At 69.1% G+C, this 19,206-nt stretch carries 21 protein-coding genes, 1 tRNA gene and 4 pseudogenes; 8 read left to right on the plus strand and 18 right to left on the minus strand.

The genetic code is table 11. The annotated features are described in order from the left end of the window. From AOZ13_RS15635 to AOZ13_RS04810, 8 genes and pseudogenes are all read right to left on the minus strand, one after another. Positions 1–1,400, minus strand: a pseudogene (locus AOZ13_RS15635) (GntP family permease). A gap of 221 nt (positions 1,401–1,621) precedes the next feature. Further along, positions 1,622–2,203: an NUDIX hydrolase gene (locus tag AOZ13_RS04785; protein ID WP_020222103.1), complete on the minus strand. Its 582-nt coding sequence runs from the start codon at positions 2,201–2,203 to the stop codon at positions 1,622–1,624. A gap of 46 nt (positions 2,204–2,249) precedes the next feature. Next, a complete protein-coding gene (locus tag AOZ13_RS04790) occupies positions 2,250–2,990 on the minus strand; it encodes a hypothetical protein (protein ID WP_020222102.1) in 741 nt (246 codons plus the stop codon). Between the two features lie 420 nt (positions 2,991–3,410). Next, entirely contained in the window at positions 3,411–3,785 is a 375-nt protein-coding gene (locus tag AOZ13_RS14830) for a type IV pilin (RefSeq protein ID WP_021779968.1), read from the minus strand. Between the two features lie 344 nt (positions 3,786–4,129). Then, positions 4,130–4,231: pseudogene (locus tag AOZ13_RS15640) on the minus strand (type II toxin-antitoxin system RelE family toxin); the annotation flags it as partial. 89 nt (positions 4,232–4,320) lie between these two features. Further along, positions 4,321–4,393 (minus strand) — tRNA-Pro (locus AOZ13_RS04800). Positions 4,394–4,444: 51 nt separating this feature from the next. Further along, positions 4,445–5,040 (minus strand): annotated as a pseudogene (gene trmY, locus AOZ13_RS04805) (tRNA (pseudouridine(54)-N(1))-methyltransferase TrmY). Between the two features lie 47 nt (positions 5,041–5,087). Continuing rightward, entirely contained in the window at positions 5,088–6,071 is a 984-nt protein-coding gene (locus tag AOZ13_RS04810) for a DUF7544 domain-containing protein (RefSeq protein ID WP_021779970.1), read from the minus strand. 83 nt (positions 6,072–6,154) lie between these two features. Between AOZ13_RS04810 and AOZ13_RS04815 the strand changes: the two genes are divergently transcribed. Genes AOZ13_RS04815 through nucS form a run of 3 tightly spaced genes read left to right on the plus strand, consistent with a single transcriptional unit; the run spans position 6,155 to position 8,888 of the window. After that, positions 6,155–7,462, plus strand: coding sequence for a tRNA pseudouridine(54/55) synthase Pus10 (locus AOZ13_RS04815; protein ID WP_020220883.1), 1,308 nt, complete (start codon positions 6,155–6,157; stop codon positions 7,460–7,462). Continuing rightward, a complete protein-coding gene (gene rnhB / locus AOZ13_RS04820) occupies positions 7,459–8,097 on the plus strand; it encodes a ribonuclease HII (protein ID WP_021779971.1) in 639 nt (212 codons plus the stop codon). The genes AOZ13_RS04815 and rnhB overlap by 4 nt, the downstream gene beginning before the upstream one ends. Before the next feature lie 35 nt (positions 8,098–8,132). Continuing rightward, positions 8,133–8,888 carry an endonuclease NucS gene (nucS, locus tag AOZ13_RS04825; RefSeq protein ID WP_020220885.1) on the plus strand — a complete coding sequence of 252 codons (756 nt, stop codon included), beginning with the start codon at positions 8,133–8,135 and terminating at the stop codon, positions 8,886–8,888. Here the strand turns inward: nucS and AOZ13_RS04830 are convergent. The 5 genes from AOZ13_RS04830 to AOZ13_RS04850 all read right to left on the minus strand — a co-directional run bounded on the left by AOZ13_RS04830 (position 8,881) and on the right by AOZ13_RS04850 (position 12,837). Beyond that, complete coding sequence (locus AOZ13_RS04830) at positions 8,881–9,123, minus strand: hypothetical protein (protein ID WP_020220886.1); 243 nt, start codon at positions 9,121–9,123, stop codon at positions 8,881–8,883. The genes nucS and AOZ13_RS04830 overlap by 8 nt on opposite strands. Before the next feature lie 42 nt (positions 9,124–9,165). Beyond that, a complete protein-coding gene (locus AOZ13_RS04835; protein ID WP_021779972.1) occupies positions 9,166–10,752 on the minus strand; it encodes a preprotein translocase subunit SecD in 1,587 nt (528 codons plus the stop codon). Beyond that, positions 10,753–11,628 carry a protein translocase subunit SecF gene (gene secF, locus AOZ13_RS04840; protein WP_020220888.1) on the minus strand — a complete coding sequence of 292 codons (876 nt, stop codon included), beginning with the start codon at positions 11,626–11,628 and terminating at the stop codon, positions 10,753–10,755. It lies immediately after the preceding gene. 76 nt (positions 11,629–11,704) lie between these two features. Then, a complete protein-coding gene (locus AOZ13_RS04845) occupies positions 11,705–12,316 on the minus strand; it encodes a metal-dependent hydrolase (protein WP_020220889.1) in 612 nt (203 codons plus the stop codon). A gap of 50 nt (positions 12,317–12,366) precedes the next feature. Continuing rightward, entirely contained in the window at positions 12,367–12,837 is a 471-nt protein-coding gene (locus tag AOZ13_RS04850; protein WP_020220890.1) for a DUF5812 family protein, read from the minus strand. Positions 12,838–12,937: 100 nt separating this feature from the next. Between AOZ13_RS04850 and AOZ13_RS04855 the strand changes: the two genes are divergently transcribed. From AOZ13_RS04855 to AOZ13_RS04865, 3 genes are read left to right on the plus strand one after another with little or no spacing between them, the layout of a single operon-like run. After that, positions 12,938–14,221, plus strand: a complete 1,284-nt coding sequence (locus tag AOZ13_RS04855) for a glucose-6-phosphate isomerase (RefSeq protein WP_020220891.1) — start codon at positions 12,938–12,940, stop codon at positions 14,219–14,221. After that, the gene (locus AOZ13_RS14170) at positions 14,218–14,676 is read left to right on the plus strand and encodes a hypothetical protein (RefSeq protein ID WP_049933845.1); all 459 of its coding nucleotides are present in this window, start codon (positions 14,218–14,220) and stop codon (positions 14,674–14,676) included. Before AOZ13_RS04855 ends, AOZ13_RS14170 begins: the two co-directional genes overlap by 4 nt. Beyond that, positions 14,631–14,951 carry a CPBP family intramembrane glutamic endopeptidase gene (locus AOZ13_RS04865; protein ID WP_049933846.1) on the plus strand — a complete coding sequence of 107 codons (321 nt, stop codon included), beginning with the start codon at positions 14,631–14,633 and terminating at the stop codon, positions 14,949–14,951. The genes AOZ13_RS14170 and AOZ13_RS04865 overlap by 46 nt, the downstream gene beginning before the upstream one ends. Here the strand turns inward: AOZ13_RS04865 and AOZ13_RS04870 are convergent. Both AOZ13_RS04870 and AOZ13_RS04875 read right to left on the minus strand, forming a co-directional pair. After that, a complete protein-coding gene (locus AOZ13_RS04870) occupies positions 14,948–15,406 on the minus strand; it encodes an NOB1 family endonuclease (protein WP_020220893.1) in 459 nt (152 codons plus the stop codon). The genes AOZ13_RS04865 and AOZ13_RS04870 overlap by 4 nt on opposite strands. Next, entirely contained in the window at positions 15,406–15,651 is a 246-nt protein-coding gene (locus tag AOZ13_RS04875; protein WP_020220894.1) for a PRC-barrel domain-containing protein, read from the minus strand. The genes AOZ13_RS04870 and AOZ13_RS04875 overlap by 1 nt, the downstream gene beginning before the upstream one ends. A gap of 152 nt (positions 15,652–15,803) precedes the next feature. On the opposite strand from AOZ13_RS04875, the gene infB reads away from it, so the two are divergent. Together infB and AOZ13_RS04885 are read left to right on the plus strand one after the other, a co-directional pair. Next, a complete protein-coding gene (gene infB, locus AOZ13_RS04880; RefSeq protein WP_020220895.1) occupies positions 15,804–17,597 on the plus strand; it encodes a translation initiation factor IF-2 in 1,794 nt (597 codons plus the stop codon). Between the two features lie 61 nt (positions 17,598–17,658). Further along, positions 17,659–17,916, plus strand: coding sequence for a hypothetical protein (locus tag AOZ13_RS04885; RefSeq protein ID WP_020220896.1), 258 nt, complete (start codon positions 17,659–17,661; stop codon positions 17,914–17,916). A 1-nt stretch (position 17,917) separates the two neighbouring features. On the opposite strand, the gene AOZ13_RS04890 is transcribed toward AOZ13_RS04885, so the two are convergent. From AOZ13_RS04890 to AOZ13_RS04900, 3 genes and pseudogenes are all read right to left on the minus strand, one after another. Continuing rightward, entirely contained in the window at positions 17,918–18,298 is a 381-nt protein-coding gene (locus AOZ13_RS04890; RefSeq protein WP_020220897.1) for a DUF5811 family protein, read from the minus strand. A 43-nt stretch (positions 18,299–18,341) separates the two neighbouring features. Beyond that, positions 18,342–18,818 carry a pyruvoyl-dependent arginine decarboxylase gene (locus tag AOZ13_RS04895; protein ID WP_020220898.1) on the minus strand — a complete coding sequence of 159 codons (477 nt, stop codon included), beginning with the start codon at positions 18,816–18,818 and terminating at the stop codon, positions 18,342–18,344. Between the two features lie 52 nt (positions 18,819–18,870). Next, positions 18,871–19,206, minus strand: a pseudogene (locus AOZ13_RS04900) (peptidase); the annotation flags it as partial.

Below are 19,206 nucleotides of genomic sequence, written 5' to 3' on the forward strand. Positions count from 1 at the left end.
CTACGCGAGCGGGAAGAGCGTCGAGTAGACGAGGACGGCGACGAGACCGGAGACGGAGATGATGGTGGTGAGCGCCGTCCACGTCTTGATGGTCTCGGCCTGCGTGAGACCGCCGATCTCCTTCACGAGCCAGAAGCCGGAGTCGTTGTACCACGAGCAGATGTTCCCGCCGGCACCGATGGCCATGACGAGATAGGCGGGATGAACGGTGAGCTGGGGGACGAGGGGCGCCATGATGCCGGCGGTGGTGAGCATCGCGACGGTGGCCGAACCCTGCGCGATGCGGACGATGGCGGCGATGAGCCACGCGGTGATGAGCAGCCCGATGCCGATGTCCGCGAGCTGATTGGCGAGGAAGGTCCCGATGCCGGACGCCGCGAGCATCGCGCCGAACGCGCCGCCCGCGCAGGTGATCGCCGCGATATTGCCGCCGTTCTGCAGGGCGTCGGTGAGTTCGTCCTGCCAGACCTGTCGGGGGAAGTCGTCCATCCGCAGGTAGGTGAGCGCGGCGAGGAGGGCGGCGACGGTCAGCGCGAAGTTCGCGTCGCCGACGAAGGAGGTGAGCGGCGCGTAGTTCTGCAGGACGGGATAGCGTCGCCGAAGGAGCTGACGATGGTGTTGGAGGCGACGAGGACGATGGCGGCGGCGATGGGGAGACCGGACTCGGCGAAACTGGGAAGCGCGTCGGATTCGCGCTGCGCGCGCTCCTCGAGTTCCTCGGCGGAGGTGCCCATCGCGTCGCGCAGCGGGATGTCGATGCGTGCGTTGAGGAAGCGCCCGTAGACGATGCCGGCGACGAGCGCGGACGGAATCGCGGTGGCGAGACCGACGACGATGGTCGTGCCGAGGATCGATTGGCCGCCCTGACTGAGCTGATCGGCGACGGCGAGCGGGCCGGGCGTCGGCGGCACGAAGACGTGCGTGGTCGCCGCACCGGCACCGACGACGACGAGGTAGAGCGCGTAGTTCTTCCCGATGCGCGCGCGCATCGAGCGGGCGAGCGGCGCCATCAGGTAGAAGACGTTGTCGAAGAACACCGGAATCGCGAGGAAGGAGGAACTCCCCCAGAGCGCGAAGTCGACGTTCTCATCCGAGAGGGTGGAACGGAACGAGCGGACGATGCGGTCGGCGGCGCCCGACTCCAGCATCGACTTCCCGATGATGGCGGCCATCAGGATGGGGATACCGATGCCGGCCATGTTGTTCCCGAACGCCGTCGCGACGTTACCGGGGACGTTCCCGAACGCGACGTCCGGGAGGAAGTAGGCGTTTGTCGTACCGACGAGCAGGGCCGCGATGACGAGGCCGACGAACGCCGGGAGGTCCCAGACGACGAGCAGCAGGACGACGACGGCGACGCCGACGGCGAACGCGGTTATCGGTGGGAGTGCTGCAACCATGTGCGTGTCACCGACTCACTCTCACCCGAATAAATATCTATTGAAATGATCTACAATATTTCAATTATAGATCCAGATATACGCAAAATAATTGGAGATAGTTCTCGATGAGTTCTCAGAAATGCCATATGATCGCGAGAGGGGTGCCGCGGACGCGACGACGCCGTCGCTCACCGGCCGCGATGGATCACGGGAGAACGAGAACGGCTATCGGCGCGCGGTCACGAGCGGGCGGTCTCGGACGCGGGACCGAGCGTCTCGTAGTAGAGCACGGCGAGCGCGGTGCGCGCGTCCCGGCAATCGCCGTCGCGCACCGACTCGTACAGCGCGTCGTACGGCGTCGTCCCCACGTCGATCGCCTCGTCGAAATCGAGGTCCTGACTCGCCGTCGGCGTACACCCCTCGGCGGCGAAGTAGTGGTGGACGGTGTTCGTGACGCCGTTCGACGGTTCGAGCGCCGTCAGGGCGGTGAGATCGTCGGCCTCGTAGCCCGTCTCCTCGCGGAGTTCGCGGCGCGCCGCGCGCTCGAAGTCGGCGTCGTCGGGTTCGACGCTTCCGGCGGGAAGCCCGCGATTCACCCGGCCGACCGCCTGTCGCCACTCCTCGATGACGACGACGTCGCCGTCGGGCGTGAACGGCAGGATCACGACCGCGGGGGGTTCGTCGAGGTGATCGTAGTCGCTCTCGGTGCCGTCCGGCAGGACGACGCGCTCGTGGACGACGTCGAACCCCGGGCAGGAGTAGGCGACGTCGCTATCGATCGACTCCCACGCGAGATCCGCGCCGTCGGACTCGTCGCTCATGCTCGCGAGATCGGTCGCCGCCCCCCTCGCCGTTACGGTTCGCCGATCAGAGTTCGACGCCGTCGAGCGCGTCGCCGAGTTCGCGCACCTCCGCGTTATAGGTCTCGACGAACCCGCGGAACGCAGACGCGTACGCGCGGACGTCGCCGGGCGACGGCGGGGCGTACTGCGAGACGAGGTAGACGCCGCCCTCGCCGCCCGCGCGGACGTACGTCGCCCGATCGGCCTCGCGCTTGAGTTCCCAGCGCGTCCCCTCGACCGTCGCCGCGAACGTCCCGTACTCCGTCGGTTCGACGCGGTGGAGTTCGGCGGCCATCCGATCGGCGGCGTCGCGCATCCGGGCGACGATCCGGTCCCGCTCCGCGGCCACCTCGCCCGTCGAGGCGACGTCCGGGACGGCGATCGAAACGCCGTCGAGGACGCCGCGCAGCGACTCCACGTAGTCGACGAACGCCGCGACGAACGCGTCGTAGTGTGCCATCGCGCTCGCGAGATCGCGCACGTCCGGATCGGTCTTCGTCGAGACGACGTAGACGTCGAGACCCGAGCGCCCCTCGAATCGCAGGAAGTCGAGGTCGCCGGCCTCGTACTTCAGCGTCCACTCACCGCCCTCGACGCGGAAGGTCCGACGGCCGTAGTCGCCGCCCTTCAGGCGAGCGAGTTCGCGCGCCAATCGCCCGGCGTGCTCGCGGACGGCGGCGACGACGCGATCGCGCTCCGCGACGGTGGCGTCCGCGGTCGGCACCGGAACCGTCAGCTCCGCCTCGACGTCGTCGCTCGCGGTCATACGCCCGGGAGGTGACGAACGCGGATACGTCTCGCGTTCCGCTCAGAGGTGTCGCGCGATGGACGTCGCGACGTCGTCGACGAGGAGGGCGACGTCGCGCGTGCCCCCTCGATTCGGGCGAGGAACCGCTCGATCGGCATTCGCGGACGCTTGGCGCGGCGGGCGAAAAAGCGTTCGCGTCAGCGACCGCGACGCGATCTCGCGGTCCACTCCCATCCGAGAGTCCGTGCCGTCTCCGCAGGAGATAGCGCATCGACACCCACCGGCATTCTCATCCACTGCGCGACCCGGGAAACGCAGTCGACTTCCGGCGATGAGACACCGAGCGATTCGTCTCCCGTATCTGTACGAGATTCTGCGTCGGTTGTCCCGTCGCCCGTTTCAAGAGAAATGATGACGGTTCGCTAGTGAGAGCGCGCTTCAGGCGGTGACGTTAGTCCGGATCGTGCTATTGGAGACTCCATCGCCGGACGCAACGATATTGCTCCCTTCGTTACATAGAATTGAAGCGCCAATAGTGGAGGTGCTGTTCACCCAGTCCCCATTGTGTATACATGCAACACTATCAGTATCCGGCCCGAACGATGTCGGGGTGACAGATACATAACCAGTAGAATTTCCGGAATCCACCGAAACTCCTGCTTGCGCGTTCTGCTGGAGATTCCCACCGAGTCCGAGGACGAACGTACCGATCACGGCCGCGAGGATCACAGTGATCGCGACCATGAGGATGACCCCGATGACGGGTGAGACGGCACGGTCGTCCGACACGAGCTTCGTGATGCTTTCTTTCATGGGTTGGTCCGCCGAACGTGGCCGCAGAAGTGATATAGGAGTCTCACGACTCTTGACGTGTAGGCCGGAAGGCGGGGGCCTCGATGCCTACACGGATCCTTTCTGCTGGCGTGATCGGCGTCTAGATGGAGTGTCGCCGTCAGGAAACTTAAAGTAGATGGCCGAAGTCGGGGAGTGACTTCCGCGAAAGCTTTGTTACGGTGTACGAGAGACACGCGCGCCACAGAGACGGCTCAGTGACATCTCTGCGGTCGAGTCCGACAGGGACCGACGCGATCCGACCCCGACGAACCCGGACTCCCCGGGGAGCGAGACCGGTTCGAGTCCGCGACGCGACAATCGGATCACGAAGGCGGCAAACGTCGGCCGGAGACGTTCCGCCGGTGGCCGACCGCCTCGACGAGGAGGGCGACGTCGCGATCCCACGTGATGATCGCGCGATCGTCTCGCTGGCTCGAATCCGCTTGGCGACACGACGTCCCCCACTCGGAACGCCTCGCTGTCGCTCGGCGTTCGTTGAGTGCGGGAAAGGTAGTGGGCCGGCGCGAATTCGAATCGCGGTTACGGCCACCCGAAGGCCGAAGGATACCAAGCTACCCCACCGGCCCGCACTCGAATGGTGGGTCGCGTCGCCTTTAACGCTTCCGAAAGGGCGGGGGTCAGTAGTTCGTGTAGCCGTCCGTGTCGAGGTAGTTGTGCGCGACCGTGATGGTGTGGTCGGCGTGGAGCACTTCGGGACCGACGCGGACGCGTTCGTCGCTCGCGTCCGCGAGGAGCGCGCGCTCGGCGTCCGTGAAGTCGCGGTGGTCGGAGAGGACGAACACCGGATCCGTCGGGGGTTCGACGTCCGCGAGCGGGTCGCCGTCCTCGTGGAGTTGAACGACGGTGCCGTCGCGCGCGGCGGCCTCCACGGTCGGCTCGAAGCCGCGCTTGGAGACGTGGACGCCGGGCGAGGGTTCGGCCTCGCGGTGGCCGATGGCCCGTGATTTGGCGTCGATGGCCTTGCGGAGCATCCCCGCGATGTTGCGCTCGTCGGGGTTGAGATAGCGCAGGTCGCTCCCCTCGAAGCGGACGGTGAGTGCGTCGGCGAGGACGAGCGAGACGCGGACGCCTCGCGGATGCCGTGCGAGAGGAACACCGCGGCGTTGACGCACCGGCAGAGGACGTCGAGGCGACCCGCGCCGCCGGCGAGATCGGCGAGGTCGAAGTCGGCCGTCGTGGGGGCGTCGTGGCCGTGGACGACGAAGTGGCGCATAGAGGGGAGAACGGCCCGTCGGGCTTGAACTCGCGACACGCCGCCGGTCAGTCGTCGCGCGCGGCGGCGCGACGCTCGGGGATCAGATCGAGGGCGGGGGCGGTATCGCCGAGCAGGAGGAGGGCGTAGTACCGCAGCGCGGCCTGCACGGGCGCGGTGACGAGACCGATCGCGAGGAGGAACGCGACGCCGCCGAGCAGGAGACCGACGACGAGCCACGTCCACGCGAGGACGCCGCTCGCGCCCCCGAGGACGAACGGCAAGCCGAAGAGGAGACCGAACGGGATGCCGACGACGAGCACGGCGACGAGCGCCCCGATGCCGACGATCACGCCGGCGACGAGCGTGAAGACGAAGTTCAGCACGACGAACACGCCGTACTCGCTCGGGTTCGCGCGGACGACGCCGAGGAGGCGACGCCACGCGGCGACGACCCCGACGTCGGCGTGGGACATGATCGGGACGACGAACGCGCGGGTGAAGCCGACGGCGACGGACGCGAGGAGCGCGAGGAGGCCGACGACGGGCAACAGGAGCAAGAAGAGGACACCCACAGGTAGTCCGACGAGGAGGGGGCCGACGGCGAGCGCGAGCGCCGCGAGGACGACGAGGCCGACGGCGACCTCGAAGGCGAGGACGCGGACGCCGTCGCGCCAGTGCGTCGCGAACGGCCGGCGGATCGCGACGTCGCCGGTGACGAGCGCGTCGACGAAGACGAACTGGAACGTCGCCGAGATGGCGCCGGCGACGAGCGCGAGGACGACGAGACCGGCGACCGCCGCGATAATCGTGGCAGCGTCGATCGACGGGAGGCCAGCCGTCCCCATCGGGCCCATTCCCGGGCCGCCCGTCGGTCCCGCGCCGGGCCCGCCGACGTCGGTCGAGCCCGTGAGCGGGGAGGTGGCGGCGGTGCCACCGGAGAGCAGCGCGATGAGGGCGAGTTTCGGCCAGTCGCGCGGCGCGAGGCCGCGACAGAAGGCGGCCGTGACGGAGATCGCGTCGTCGATGTCGTCGAGCGCGTGGAGGGACACGGGCGGACGGTCGCGGGCCGGCGAGGTAACGGTTTCCCCGCGAAACCGAAGGGTTCCTCCCGGCGCGCGACGATACGCCGGGTATGAGCATCCTCGCGGACGCCCGGGCCGTCGTCGAGAACGGCCCGGTCTGCGACGCCTGTCTCGGTCGGCAGTTCGCCGACCGGAGCTTCGGGCTGACGAACGCCGAGCGGGGCGCGGCCCTGCGGGTGAGCGTCGAACTGGCCGACGACGAGCCACACGAGGACGTCGCCCCCGACGACTGTTGGGTCTGCGAGGGCCTGTGCGCGACGTTCGACGAGTGGGCCGAGCGTGCCGTCACAGCGCTCGATGACGTGGAGTTCGCCACCTATCAGGTGGGGACGCGCGCCCCGCCGCTCGTCGAGGAGAACGAGGCGCTGCTCCGCGAGAGCGCCGACCTCGACGAGGGCGGCGAGCCGTTCAAGTCCGAGTTCAACCGCGAGGTCGGCAAGCGCGTCGGCGAGCGCACCGGCACCGAGGTGGACTTCGAGCGCCCGGACGTCCTCTTCCTCCTCGAGATAGATGCAGAGACCGTGGACGCGCAGGTGAACCCGGCGTTCGTCTACGGCCGCTACCGGAAGCTCTCGCGGGAGATCCCGCAGACCGAGTGGCCGTGTCGGGAGTGCAACGGCACGGGGCGACGCGGCGGCGAGCCCTGCATCCACTGCGACGGCACGGGGTACATGTACGAAGAGTCGGTCGAGCAGTTGGTGTCGCCGCCGATACTGGACGCGATGGACGGCGACGACTCCTCGTTCCACGGCGCGGGGCGCGAGGACATCGACGCGGAGATGCTCGGGACCGGCCGGCCGTTCGTCGTCGAGGTGAAACACCCCGAGAAGCGCTTCCCGGACGTCGACGCGCTCGAAGCCGAGATCAACGAATACGGCGACGGGAAAGTCGAGGTCGAGGGCCTGCGTCTCGCCACGTACGACATGGTCGAGCGCGTGAAGGAACTCGACGCGTCGAAGACGTATCGCGCGCGCGTCGCGTTCGACGGGCCGGTCGAGGCGGACGCTTTCGAGGCGGCGCTCGACGAACTCGACGGCGCGACGATCGAGCAGGACACGCCGGAGCGCGTCTCGCACCGCCGCGCGGCGAAGACGCGCGTCCGCGAGGCCTACGCGGTCTCGGGCGAACTCGAAGACGAGACCCACGCGGTCGTCGAGATCTACGGCGAGGGCGGTCTCTACATCAAGGAACTCGTCTCCAGCGACGAGGGGCGGACGACGCCGTCGCTCGCGGGACTCCTCGGTACGTCGTGTCACGTCACCGAACTCGACGTGCTCGCCGTCGAGGGCGAGGACGAGGACTTCGAGGACCCCGATTTCTTCCTCGACGCGCCCGAGGGCGGGGTAGAGCACGAGTGACGCGGCGTTTCGGCGTCGACGAGGCGGGGAAGGGACCGGTGCTCGGGTCGATGTTCGCGGCCGCGGTCGCCTGCGATCCCGACGATCTGCCCGACGGGATACGGGACTCGAAGCGGCTGTCGCCCGCGCGCCGCGAGGCGCTGGACGCCGAGATCCGCGCGGTCGCGGACGTCGGCGTCGCCGAGATCGGCGTCGAGGAGATCGACGACCCGGGGACGGACATGAACACGCTCACGGTCGCGGCGCACGCGCGGGCGCTCGCGTGCGTCGCCGTCGACGGCCTCGCGGGCGTCGTTGACGGCGGCGACGTCGATGCGGAACGGTTCGGCCGGCGAGTGGCCGAGCGCCTCGACGCCGACGTCGACCTCGCTTCGGAACACGGCGCGGACGAGCAGCATGAAATCGTCGGCGCGGCGAGCATCGTCGCGAAGGTCGCGCGCGACGAACACGTCGGGAGGCTGGCCGCGGAGTACGGCGACGTCGGGAGCGGCTACCCGAGCGACGAACGAACGCGCGAGTTCCTCCGCGAACACGTCCGCGAGCACGGAACGCTCCCGGACTGTGCGCGCGCCTCGTGGCAGACGTGCGACGACGTCCTCGCGGCGGCCGCGCAGTCCGCGCTCGGCGACTTTTAACGGTTTTACGCCTCGGCCGCGTCCTCTCGCGGCGAATGGGAACCGAACGCTACGCAACGCCGGACGCGGAGACGGTGGCGGCCGTCGTCGGCGAGGCGCTCCACGAGGGCGCGATCGTCACCGCGGAGGTGCGCTGTGAGGTCGAGTACGACGGCCGGACGAGCGGCTATCTCGGGCCGGGCGATCGGCTGCTCGTCGCGAAACCCGACGGCACCTTCCTCGTCCACAAGCCGGCGAACCACAAGCCCGTGAACTGGATGCCCTCGGGGGGCACCGTGACGGCGGACGTCGCGGCGGCGTCGGGAGAGCCAGTGATCGTCGCGCGGCGCTCGAACCCCCGCGAGCGCCTCGAAGTGCGCGTCCACGAGACGTACGGCCTGACGCGCTTCGACGCCGCGGACGGGGTCGAGTACGAGGAGTCGGGCACGGAGGCGGAGATGCACGACTACATCGAGGCGCACCCCGAAGAACTGGAGGAGGGCCTGCGCGTCGTCGAGCACGAGCGCGAGACGAAGTACGGCTACGTGGACTTCTACGCGAGCGACGCGTCGGGGACGCCCGTCGTGATCGAGGTGAAGCGCGTGCAGGCGACGCTGACGCACTTCGACCAGCTGAAGCGGTACGTCTCGCTGTACGACGACACCGGCGACGTCCGCGGGATGCTCGTCGCGCCCGCGGCGTCCGAGCGCGTGAAGCGCGCGTGTCGCGACGCCGGTCTCGAGTTCGTCGCGCTCCCCGACTTCGAGACGGAGGCGGACGGAACGAACGCGTCGCTCGCGGACTTCAGCTGAACGGCCAGACGCGCCAGAGGCGACAGACGCCGCCGACGCACGCGACGAACGCGAGGCCGCCGAGGGCGGAGAGGAGGAGGCCGCCCGGGCGGGAGCTCAACGACCCGTAGATCGCGACGTAGAGCGCGACGAGCGCGACGAGGAGCGCGAACAGCGTCGCTGCGACGTCGAGGACGGTGTCGCGGAGGACGTCGCGGCTCGCGCGGTACGTCTCGTCATAGCGCTCGGAGGGCATACCGCGGAGAACAGCGGAGAGCGAGAAGAGCGTTGGGTCGCCTCAGTTCTCGTCGGTGAGCAGGTAGCGCAGGATGTCACCGTAGGCGGGCCGCGTGAGCAGCACGCCGACGAGGACGCCGAGGATGGTGACGATGGCGAACCCGCGGAGGTCGCCGAGCGAGAGGACGGCGAGCGGGCTCATCGCGACGATGGTGGTGGCGGCCGCGCCCCCGATGATCCAGAAGGCCTTGCGGAAGCGGCTCTGGAACACCCGATCCGAGGAGACGGCTTCGGTCGTCACCTCGTCGGCGATGATGACGAGGTCGTCCACCCCCGTCCCGATCACGGCGATGAACCCGGCGATGTGCGAGAGGTTCAGCGAGAGGCCGGAGACGGCGCTGAATCCGAGGAGGATGACGACCTCGCTCAGCGCGGTGACGAGCATCGGCGCGGCGATCTTCACGCGCCCGTAGCGGGCGTAGACGACGAGGCTGACCGCGATGGCGGCGATGAGTCCCGTGAGGAAGCTGAGGGGCTTGAAGCGCTGGGCGAGCGACGCGTCGATGTGGTAGACGTCACCCTGCTGGAGGTTGAGCGACGCCGGGAGCGCGCCCGCGCGGAGGTCGACCGCGATCTGTCGCGCCTGACTCATCGAGTTCGTCTGGAGGACGAACGAGTTCGTCTTCTGGAAGTCGCCGCGGTTCATCGTGTCCGCGAGGCTCTGGCCCATGCCGTACGAGCCGACGACTTCGTTGTCGCGGGTGGTGATGAGGCAGTACTCGTCACCCGGCGTTCCGTTCGGATACTGGCAGTTGCTGACGCCGGCGCTGCTGGTGTAGCCGTACTGCTGCATCGCGTTCGAGAACGTCTGCCCGCCGGACGCCGTGAGGGTGATCGGGACGACCGGCACCGAGCCGAACGAACCCTGTTGCATCTGGGCGTCGCTGACGCGCCGGATGTCCTCGTTCGTGAGGACGGTGTCGTTCACCTGCGCGCTGTCGTTCGCCGGATGGGACGCGACGACGCGGACCTGCCCGCGGCTGCTCACGAGCTGCCGGACCTCCGCGAGGTCGGCGTTCGGCACCTCGACGACGATGTAGTGGGCGCCCCCGCCGACCGAGGACTGCACGGAGACCTGTGCGCCCGAGAACCCGAGCGAGTTCACCTTATTGGAGAGCGTGTCGACGATGTCGCTCCGCGTGGCGGCGGTGACGCCGTCACGGACGGTGAGCGCGCTCGTGTCGAGTCCGGCCGCGCCGAGCGCGTCGCGGAACTGCGCGTGCGTGACGTTCGCGAACACCTCGACGGTGTCGCCGTCACTCGACGTGCGCAGGCGGACGTCGCTCGAGGAGACGTTGCCGAGGTTCGCGGCGATCGACTGGGTGATCGTCTCCTGCTGGGACCCGTTCGACGGCAGGGAGGCGTTCTCCGCGGTCACGCCGACGACGGGGGCGCGGACGCGCGTCCCGCCGGAGAGCTGGAGACCGTACTGGAGGTTCGTCGGGCCGCCGCCGGTCGTGGATGCGTTCCCCGTTGCGGACCCGCCGACGACCGGCGCGGCGCCGGGGACGAGGAGCGCGCCGAGGCTCCCGATGAGGAGGATGGCGAGGACGATGACGCGCCAGTTCGAGCGGAGGTCAGGGGCCATCTATCGACCCACCCCCTCGTACTTGTACCAGCGAAGCAGGCTGAGGTTGAGCATGTACGTGTTCATCAGGTCTGTCGCGAGGCCGAAGACGAGCACGAGACCGATGCTCGTCAGCAGTTCGATCCCGAACGCGTACGCGACGACGGCCATGACGGCCATCGCGGCGAGCGACGTGACGGTCATCGTCACACCGGTCTTCATCGCCCGATCGACGCTCTCGTAGAAGCTCCCCGAACGCCTGAGGACGTGGTTCGTGAGGAGGATGTCGGAGTCGACCGAATACCCGATGAGCATCAACAGCGCGGCGACCGTCCCGAGCGAGAGCTTGATGCCGAAGATGTTCATGAGCGCGAGCGGGATGACGATGTCACCGAACGCGGAGAGGACGACGGCGCCGCTCGGGACGAACGACCGGAAGAGGACGAAGACGATGATCGCCATTCCGACGAAGGATCCGAGCAGGCCGAGGAGGGCGAAGCGCTGCGACTGCGCGCCGAAGGTCGCGGACGTGCTGGTCGTCGAAACGACCTCGTAGCCCGCGGCCTGCGCCTGATTCTGGAGGGCGGTCGCGTTCGTTCCCGACCCGAAGGTCGCGACGTACGTGCTGGCGCGCGAGGGGATGGCCTGCACGGAGGAGGCGGGCGTCGAGAACGCCTGCCGGACCGCGCCCTGTGAGGCCGCCTGTGCGGACGTAGCGTGTAACGTGAGTTCCGTCCCGCCCGTGAACTCGAGACCGAGCGAGACCGGCGTACCGTTGAGGACGTACCACGCGGCGAGCACCAGCAACGCGAGGGCGAGCACGGCGAGTGGCACGCCCGCGAGCTGCCGGTTCGAGTACCGGGTGTAGTCCACCTCCGGAACGTCGAACGAGGGCATATGCGTTCGAGTAGCGGCGGCGGTTCGGATAAGACTTCGCTTATGCCGTCGGTCGGACGGTCTCGTTACCCAAAGATCACTGGACGTCGCCGACGAACCGCTCGGGCACGTGATCGAGGACCGCGTCCGGCGTCGCCGCGACGAGACGCTCAGCGAGCGCCACCATCGGCTTTCGAATCGCCGCGTAGCCGACGGAGACGGCGACGCCCGCGACGACGAGCGTCCGGAGCGTTCCGCTCGCCGCGAGGTAGCCCGGCACCGCGAGGGCGAGACCGACCAGCGCGTCCTCGGGCGCGCCGTCGTAGCGGATCAGCCGCCGCGGGCGCCACCACCTGCCGTGGAAGTGGTCGTACACCGCCCGCTCGCTCGTCCCCTCCCACGGCCGGAGTTCGAGACCACCCCCTAACGCGTCGCTCGCCGCGTGCAACGCGGCCGCGAGGAGGAAGACGACGGCCGCGAGCGCGATCGTGGTGCCGATCACGGCGTACGCGAGGGCGCCGAGCACGGCGAGCATGACGCCGTACACCGGGAAGTGCAGCGTCTTCCGGTGGCCGGCGTAGAGGTCGAAGTCGGGGAACAGCCCGCCGAACGCGCCGGCCGCGAGCACGAGCGGCGCCGCGTCACCGGTCAGCGCGCTCGCGCCCGCTCCAACGAGCAGGCCCGCGAGCGCGTGCGTCGTCGCCATCATACAGCGTCGCCTAGGCGAGGTCAGAACAAAAGGCCGTCGCCGACCCCCCGCTAGGGGAGGTAGCGGACGTTGATCAGGCCGGGTTCGAAACGGACCTCGACGCGTCTCGCGCCGACGCGGGCGGCGCGCTCGACGGTGGCCTGATCGTCCACGACGTCCGCGACGGCGTCCTCGGTATCGGACTCCGGCACCGCGAGGACGTGAATCTCGCCATCGCCGGCGCGCTCCGCCGTCGCGAGGTCGCCCTCGGGGAGACCCTCGGCCATCTCGCGCGCCTGCTTCGTGGGCGCTTCCTCGCTCGCGAACACCTCGACCGTGTAGCGCGCGTCGACCTCGACGACGGAGTACGTGACCTCCATCGGCGGATCGGGCGCGACGGTCGCCTCCACGACCTCGCCGGCCTCGACGCCGGGGTTATCCGAGAGAGTGTAGACCTGCCCGCCGTGGACGTCTGTGAGCATCGCCGATCCCTCCTCGGCGTGCGTCACGAGGAACGTGCTCGACGTCTCCTGCTCGCTCATACCGGTCTTACTCCGTTCGGCCTTTTCCGGGTTTCGCCGCGCGAGAGGATCACACGCGCCGATTGGCAACTCTCTTGGTCGCGGCGGCGCGTGAGACGGTATGGACGTCGACATCGGCAACGCGCTCGCTTCGGCCGCCTCGCCCGGGGTGCCCCGGTCGTATCTCGATCGGTTGGACGCGCGCGTCGCCGACGCGCACGAGCGGATCGAACGCGGCATGGCCGACGGCGAGTTCGGCTACGCGGCACTGAACCTCCCCGAACGCGTCGATACCGGCGCGATCCGCGACGCCGTCGCCCCGCTCGACGGCGCGGAGGCCGTGCTCACCGTCGGCATCGGCGGGAGCGCGCTCGGCGCCGCGACGCTGACGGACGCGCTCGACACCGAGGGCGAGGCGTACTACCTCGACAACGTCGATCCCGCGCAGGTGTCGGATCTCCTCGACGATCTCGACCTCGAATCGACCGCCGTGAACGTCGTCTCCCGGTCCGGGACGACCGCCGAGACGCTCGCGAACTTCCTCGTCGTCCGCGACGCCTACGAGGCGCGGGACGTCGATTGGACCGAGCGCACCCTCGTCACGACGGGCGAGTCGGGCAACCTCCGCGACCTCGCCGACGAACACGACCTCCCCGTGCTCCCCGTACCCGAGGGCGTACCGGGGCGCTTCTCCGCCCTCTCGACCGTCGGTCTCGCGCCCGCCGCGATCCTCGGCGTCGACGTCGAGACCGTCGTCGAGGGCGCGCGGCGCGAGCGCGAGTCGCTCGCCGGCTCGCTCTACGAGACGCCCGCGTACGCCTACGGCGCGATCGCGTACGCGCTCGACGCGCGCGGTGCGAACGCGAACGTCGCGATGCCCTACCACGAGTCGCTCGAAACGTACGCGGAGTGGTACGCCCAACTCCACGCGGAGAGCCTCGGGAAGGACGGTCTCGGCCAGACGCCGGTGCGCGCGCTCGGCGCGACCGACCAGCACAGCCAGCTCCAACTCTATCGCGCCGGCCCGAACGACAAGCTCGTCACGTTCGTCCGCGCCCGCGACGGCCCGGACGTCCCGATCCCCGAGGCCGACCTCGACGGCCTCGACTACCTCGCGGACTCGACGCTCGGAGGGCTACGCGACGCCGAGTTCGAGGCGACGGAGGCCAGCCTCGCCGACGTCGGCCTTCCGAACGTCCGCGTCACGATCGATCGCGTCGACGCCGCGTCCGTCGGCGGGTTGCTCTACGGCATGGAGGCCGCGGTCGTCCTCGCCGGCGAACTCTACGACGTCGAGACGTTCACCCAGCCCGCCGTCGAGTGGGGGAAGGAGGTCGCCCGCGACCTCCTGCGCGGCGCCGACGCCCTCGACGAGAAGGAGACGCTCCGCGTCACCCGAGAGTGAGTCGGATTCCCGCGAACGCCGGTCTCGTCGGCCGCGCGTGGGCGGTCGGCGTCGTCGCGTTCGTCGCCGTCGTCGGCCTGCTCGCGGGCACGCTCGTCCAGCTCGTCGTCACGTCCGTCGCGAGCGCGTTCGACCCGCCGACCGCCCTCCGGCTCGCCGTCGCGCAGGCCGGGTTCGCGCTCGCCCTCGCGTTCACCGCGCTCGGCTACGTCGTCGTCACGCGCCGCCCGCTGACCTACTTCGCGTCCGCCTCGACCGGCGGGACGCGCTCTGGGCCGCGGGCGGTCTCCTCGCGACGTTCGTCGTCCTCGCCGTCACGGGCGCGCTCGCGAGCGCGCTCGGCGTCGGCGGTGCGATGCACAGCAGCGTCGCGGAGATCCGAGCGACGCCGTGGCTCGGTCTCTGGCTCGTGCCGGTCTCGCTCCTCCTCGTCGGGCCGGGCGAAGAGCTGTTGATGCGCAACGTCGTCCAGAAACGCCTCTACCGCGCCTTCTCGCGACGCGGCGCGGTCGTCGTCGGCGGGCTCGTCTTCGCGCTCGTCCACCTGCCCGCGTACGCGACTGGTGGGGCGGACGCGGCGGCGCTCGCCGTCACGCTCGCGCGGCTCTGCTGCGTCTCGCTCGTGCTCGGCGTCGTCTACGAGCGAACCGACAGCGTCGTCGCGAGCGCGCTCGCCCACGGCGCGTACGACGCGATCCAGTTCGGCGCGCTGTTCGCCCTCGCGTCCTAGTTCGGGTTCTTCCGCGCGAGATCGGAGCCACAGACGGGACAGCGCTCGCGGTTCTCGTCGAACTCGCGACCACACCCCTGACACTGGAAATTCCAGTCGCGGCGCTCCGTGATCCCCTCCTTCGCGATGACGTCCGTGTCGAGATCGAGGGCGTCCGCGACGTTCTGCATCGCGTAGTCGTCCGTGACGAGCACGGCGTCGAGTTCGAGCGCCGCGGCGAGCACGCGCACGTCCGTCTCGGAGACGACGTCCGCGTCGCCGGTGCGCGTCGCGGCGTCCCGCACGCGTCGGATCGCGGCCTCATCGGGGACGTGGACGCGCATCCCGGAGCCTTCCATCGCGTCGAAGCGGTAGCCCGCGGCGTCCTTGAGTTCCTCGCGGACGGACGGGACCGTCGCCGACGGACCCTCGACGTCGTACTCGTCGATGAACGCCGACGAATCGAGGACGTGCACTAGCGACCGACGACGATGTAGTCCTTGACGGCCTCCACGCGCCCGACGGGGATGCGATAGCGTCCGTAGTCGTCCGTCGGGAAGTCGAGGGATATCTGGTTCGTCTCCTCGGTCTGCTCGACGAGCAGGTCCGCGAGCGACCCGCTCTTGAGATCCATCGTGATGTTGTAGAGCAACCCGAGTTCGGTGCCGTCCGATCCCATGACTGCCTTCCCGGAGAGGTTCTCGGCGAGGATGTCGGCCATACTCGTCCTGTATTCCGCATCCCACTTAAACGGTCGGCTCGCGTCGACGCGCCCGGATCGCGCTCCCCGCCACTCCCGGAGAGACGGATTCGGGGGGTTTACCTGTCGCTACCGTCTGAGTTTGGACAACAGCCGTTCTGGCGTGAGTTTCAATGTCTGAAGAGACACAACACGGGGGACTCAGAACCCCCATCGTCGCAGTCCTCGGTCACGTCGACCACGGGAAGACCAGTCTGTTGGACAAGATACGGGGTTCGACCGTCATCGAGGGCGAAGCGGGCGCGATCACCCAGCACATCGGCGCGACCGCGGTGCCCCTCGACGTCGTCGGTGAGGTCGCGGGCAGCCTCGTCGATCCCTCGGAGTTCGACCTCCCCGGCCTGCTCTTCATCGACACGCCGGGCCACCACTCGTTCACGACGCTGCGCTCCCGGGGCGGGGCGCTCGCCGACATCGCCATCCTCGTCGTCGACGTGAACGACGGCTTCCAGCCCCAAACCGAGGAAGCGATCAAGATCCTCGCGGACTCCCAAACGCCGTTCGTCGTCGCCGCGAACAAGGTCGACACCATCCCGGGATGGCAGGTCCACGAGGACACACCGATCCAGCAGACCCTCGACGCCCAGAGCGACCGCGTCGAACAGCAGTTCAACGAGAAACTCTACGAGATCATCGGCGAACTCTCCGACGCGGGCTTCACCTCCGACTTCTACTGGCGCGTGCAGGACTTCCGCTCGAACGTCGGCGTCGTCCCCGTCTCCGCGATGACGGGCGAGGGCGTCCCGGACCTGCTCGCCGTCCTCATGGGTCTCGCCCAGCGCTACATGAAAGAGGACATGGCGATCGACGTGCAGGGTCCGGGCGCGGGGACCGTCCTCGAAGTCAAAGAGGAACGGGGCTTCGGGACGACGCTCGACGTCATCCTCTACGACGGCACGGTGCGCGCGGACGACACCATCGTCGTCGGCGGGGTCAACGGCCCGATCGTGACGGACGTCCGCGCGCTCCTCAAGCCGCGGCCGCTCGCGGAGATCCGCACCGAGAGCCGCTTCGAGAAGGTCGACGAGATCGCGGCCGCGGCCGGCGTGAAGATCGCCGCGCCCGACCTCGACGACGCGATCGCGGGCGCGCCCGTCCGGGCCGTCCGCGGGCGCGACCTCGACGACGTCATCGCCGACGTGCAGGAGGAACTCGCGGAGGTCGCCGTCGACACCGGCGAGGAGGGCGTCGTCGTGAAGGCCGACACCCTCGGGAGTCTCGAGGCGATGGCGAACGCGATGGAGGAGGCCGAGATCCCGATCATGCGCGCCGAGGTCGGCGACATCGCGCCCCGCGACGTCGCGATGGCGACGACGGTCGACGAGGAGGAGTACCGCGCCATCCTCGGCTTCAACGTCGACACGCTCGGCGACGCCGACGATCGCGCCGAGCAGGACGACGTGCAGGTCTTCCGCAGCGACGTCATCTACCAGCTCGTCGAGGAGTACGAGGGGTTCGTCGAGGACATCGAGCGGCGACAGAAGGAGGCCGTCTTCGAGAACGTGATGCGTCCCGCCCGCTTCCGCATCCTCACGGACCACGTCTTCCGCCAGTCCGACCCCGCGGTCGTCGGCGTCGAAGTGCTCTCCGGCACGCTCAAGCGCAACACGCCGGTCGGCTACTTCGAGGGCAACGAACTCGAACGCGTCGGCGTCGTGAAGGGCATTCAGGATCAGGGCGAGGACGTCGACGAAGTTCGGGCCGGCAACGAAGTCGCGGTCAGCATCGACGGCCCGACCGTCGGACGCGGCATCGACGAGGGCGACGAACTCTGGGTCGACCTCCCCGAGAAACACGCGAAGGTCCTCGAACAGGAACTCTTAGAGGAGATCCCGACGGACGAACGCGAAGCGCTCCACCAGTACCTCGAAACGCAGCGCAAACGCGACCCCTTCTGGGGGAAGTAGTTCCGACCGCTCCGCCGCAACGTTTTCGAGCGCGGCGCCCCCACGATCACCTGATGTCGATATGCCGAGCGACGACCGGCCCACTGACGAACCGGCCCGCGTCGAACGCATCGCGAGCGAACCGATGCCGACGCGCGACGACCTCGTGCTCGTCGCGATCCCGCTCGCGCTCCTCGCGGGCGGGATCGTCGGACTCGTCACCGGACTCGGTCTCCGAACGGGCGTGACGATCGGCAGCGTCGTCGCGCTCTGTGCGCTCGGCTACGCGATCTTCGGTGACCCGCCGATCGAACGGAACGGTGGGAGAAACGTCAGCTGAATTACTTCGCGATCGGGTCGTCCGAGCGCTGCTGGAACACCTGTTTGACTTGGAGCGCGGCGGACGCCGCGAGACCCTGTGCGACCTCGGCGCGCTCCTCCGCGGGCACGAGGTCGGTATCGCCCTCGTCGAACTCCGGAGTGAACCCCGCGCTGACCGGGTTGCCGGCAGGGGGGCGGACCGCGACCGTCGCCTGCGTCCCGTGTTGGCCCTCACCGATTTCGGCGCCGACGACGTACTCGTCGGGCAGGTACTCGCGGGTCTCCGCGGCGATCCGCGCGAGGCTGTCGCGGAGCGCGCGACGCTGCTCCGGCGTCAACGCCGCCTCGTCGTCCTCCGTCGGATTCCCGGCCGGTCCGGCGTACGGCGTGTTGCCGTTCATACGCACACGTAGAGGCTACGCGGTTGAAATGCCTTCCCCCGGCCTAGAGGATCGGCTCGCTCTCGCCGTAGCACGCGACGACGACCGCCGCGGCGTACTCGCCCGGGGCGGCCTCGACCGTCGTCGTCTCGACGTGCTCGTCCGCGAAATCCCAGTCGCGCAGATCGCGGCCCGCGTCGAGTCCGGCGCGGACGCGCTCGGCGACGTCCGCGGGATCGGTCTCGTCCGCGACCTCGTAGAACAGTCCGGGACCGTCGGGATCGCGCGTCCAGCCGAGACCGGCGGAGACGTGTCGCGGTCCCGCGGCGTTCGCGTGCGCCTCCACGACCGTCAGGCGCTCGCCGGCCGGCCCGAGGTCGGACGCGGTTCCGACGGTCTCGACCGTCGCGTCCGCCGGAATCACCGACGAGACCGCGACGAGGTTGTAGTTGTGGACGTTCGCGTCCGCGAGCGCCGCGTCGTACGCGGACATCGCCGTGGGGGCCGTTCCGGTCCCCCAGACGACGCTGATCGTGTCCATGGCGTCGCTTGTCCCCGATGCCGTGAAGGGGTGTCGGTTCGGCGCGGAGTCGCTACTGGACGTACGCGGCGTAGCCCGGCGTGCCGTTCTCTTCCTCGCGCTGGATCTTCGCGAGGGCGTCCTCGAAGTCGGCCATCGTGACCTCGGTGCGATCGTCGCGGATGGCGAACATCCCCGCCTCGGTGCTGAGCGATTCGAGTTCGGCGCCGCTGAACCCTTCGGTGTCGCGAGCGAGCGTCTCGTAATCGACGGTCTCGGCGAGATTCATCCCGCGCGTGTGGATGTCGAGGATGCGCTCGCGGGCCGCCTGATCCGGCTCGGGCACCTCGATGAGGCGATCGAAGCGGCCCGGGCGCAGGATGGCGGAGTCGAGCATGTCGAAGCGGTT

The organism is Halarchaeum acidiphilum MH1-52-1, from assembly GCF_000474235.1.
Classification (GTDB): domain Archaea; phylum Halobacteriota; class Halobacteria; order Halobacteriales; family Halobacteriaceae; genus Halarchaeum; species Halarchaeum acidiphilum.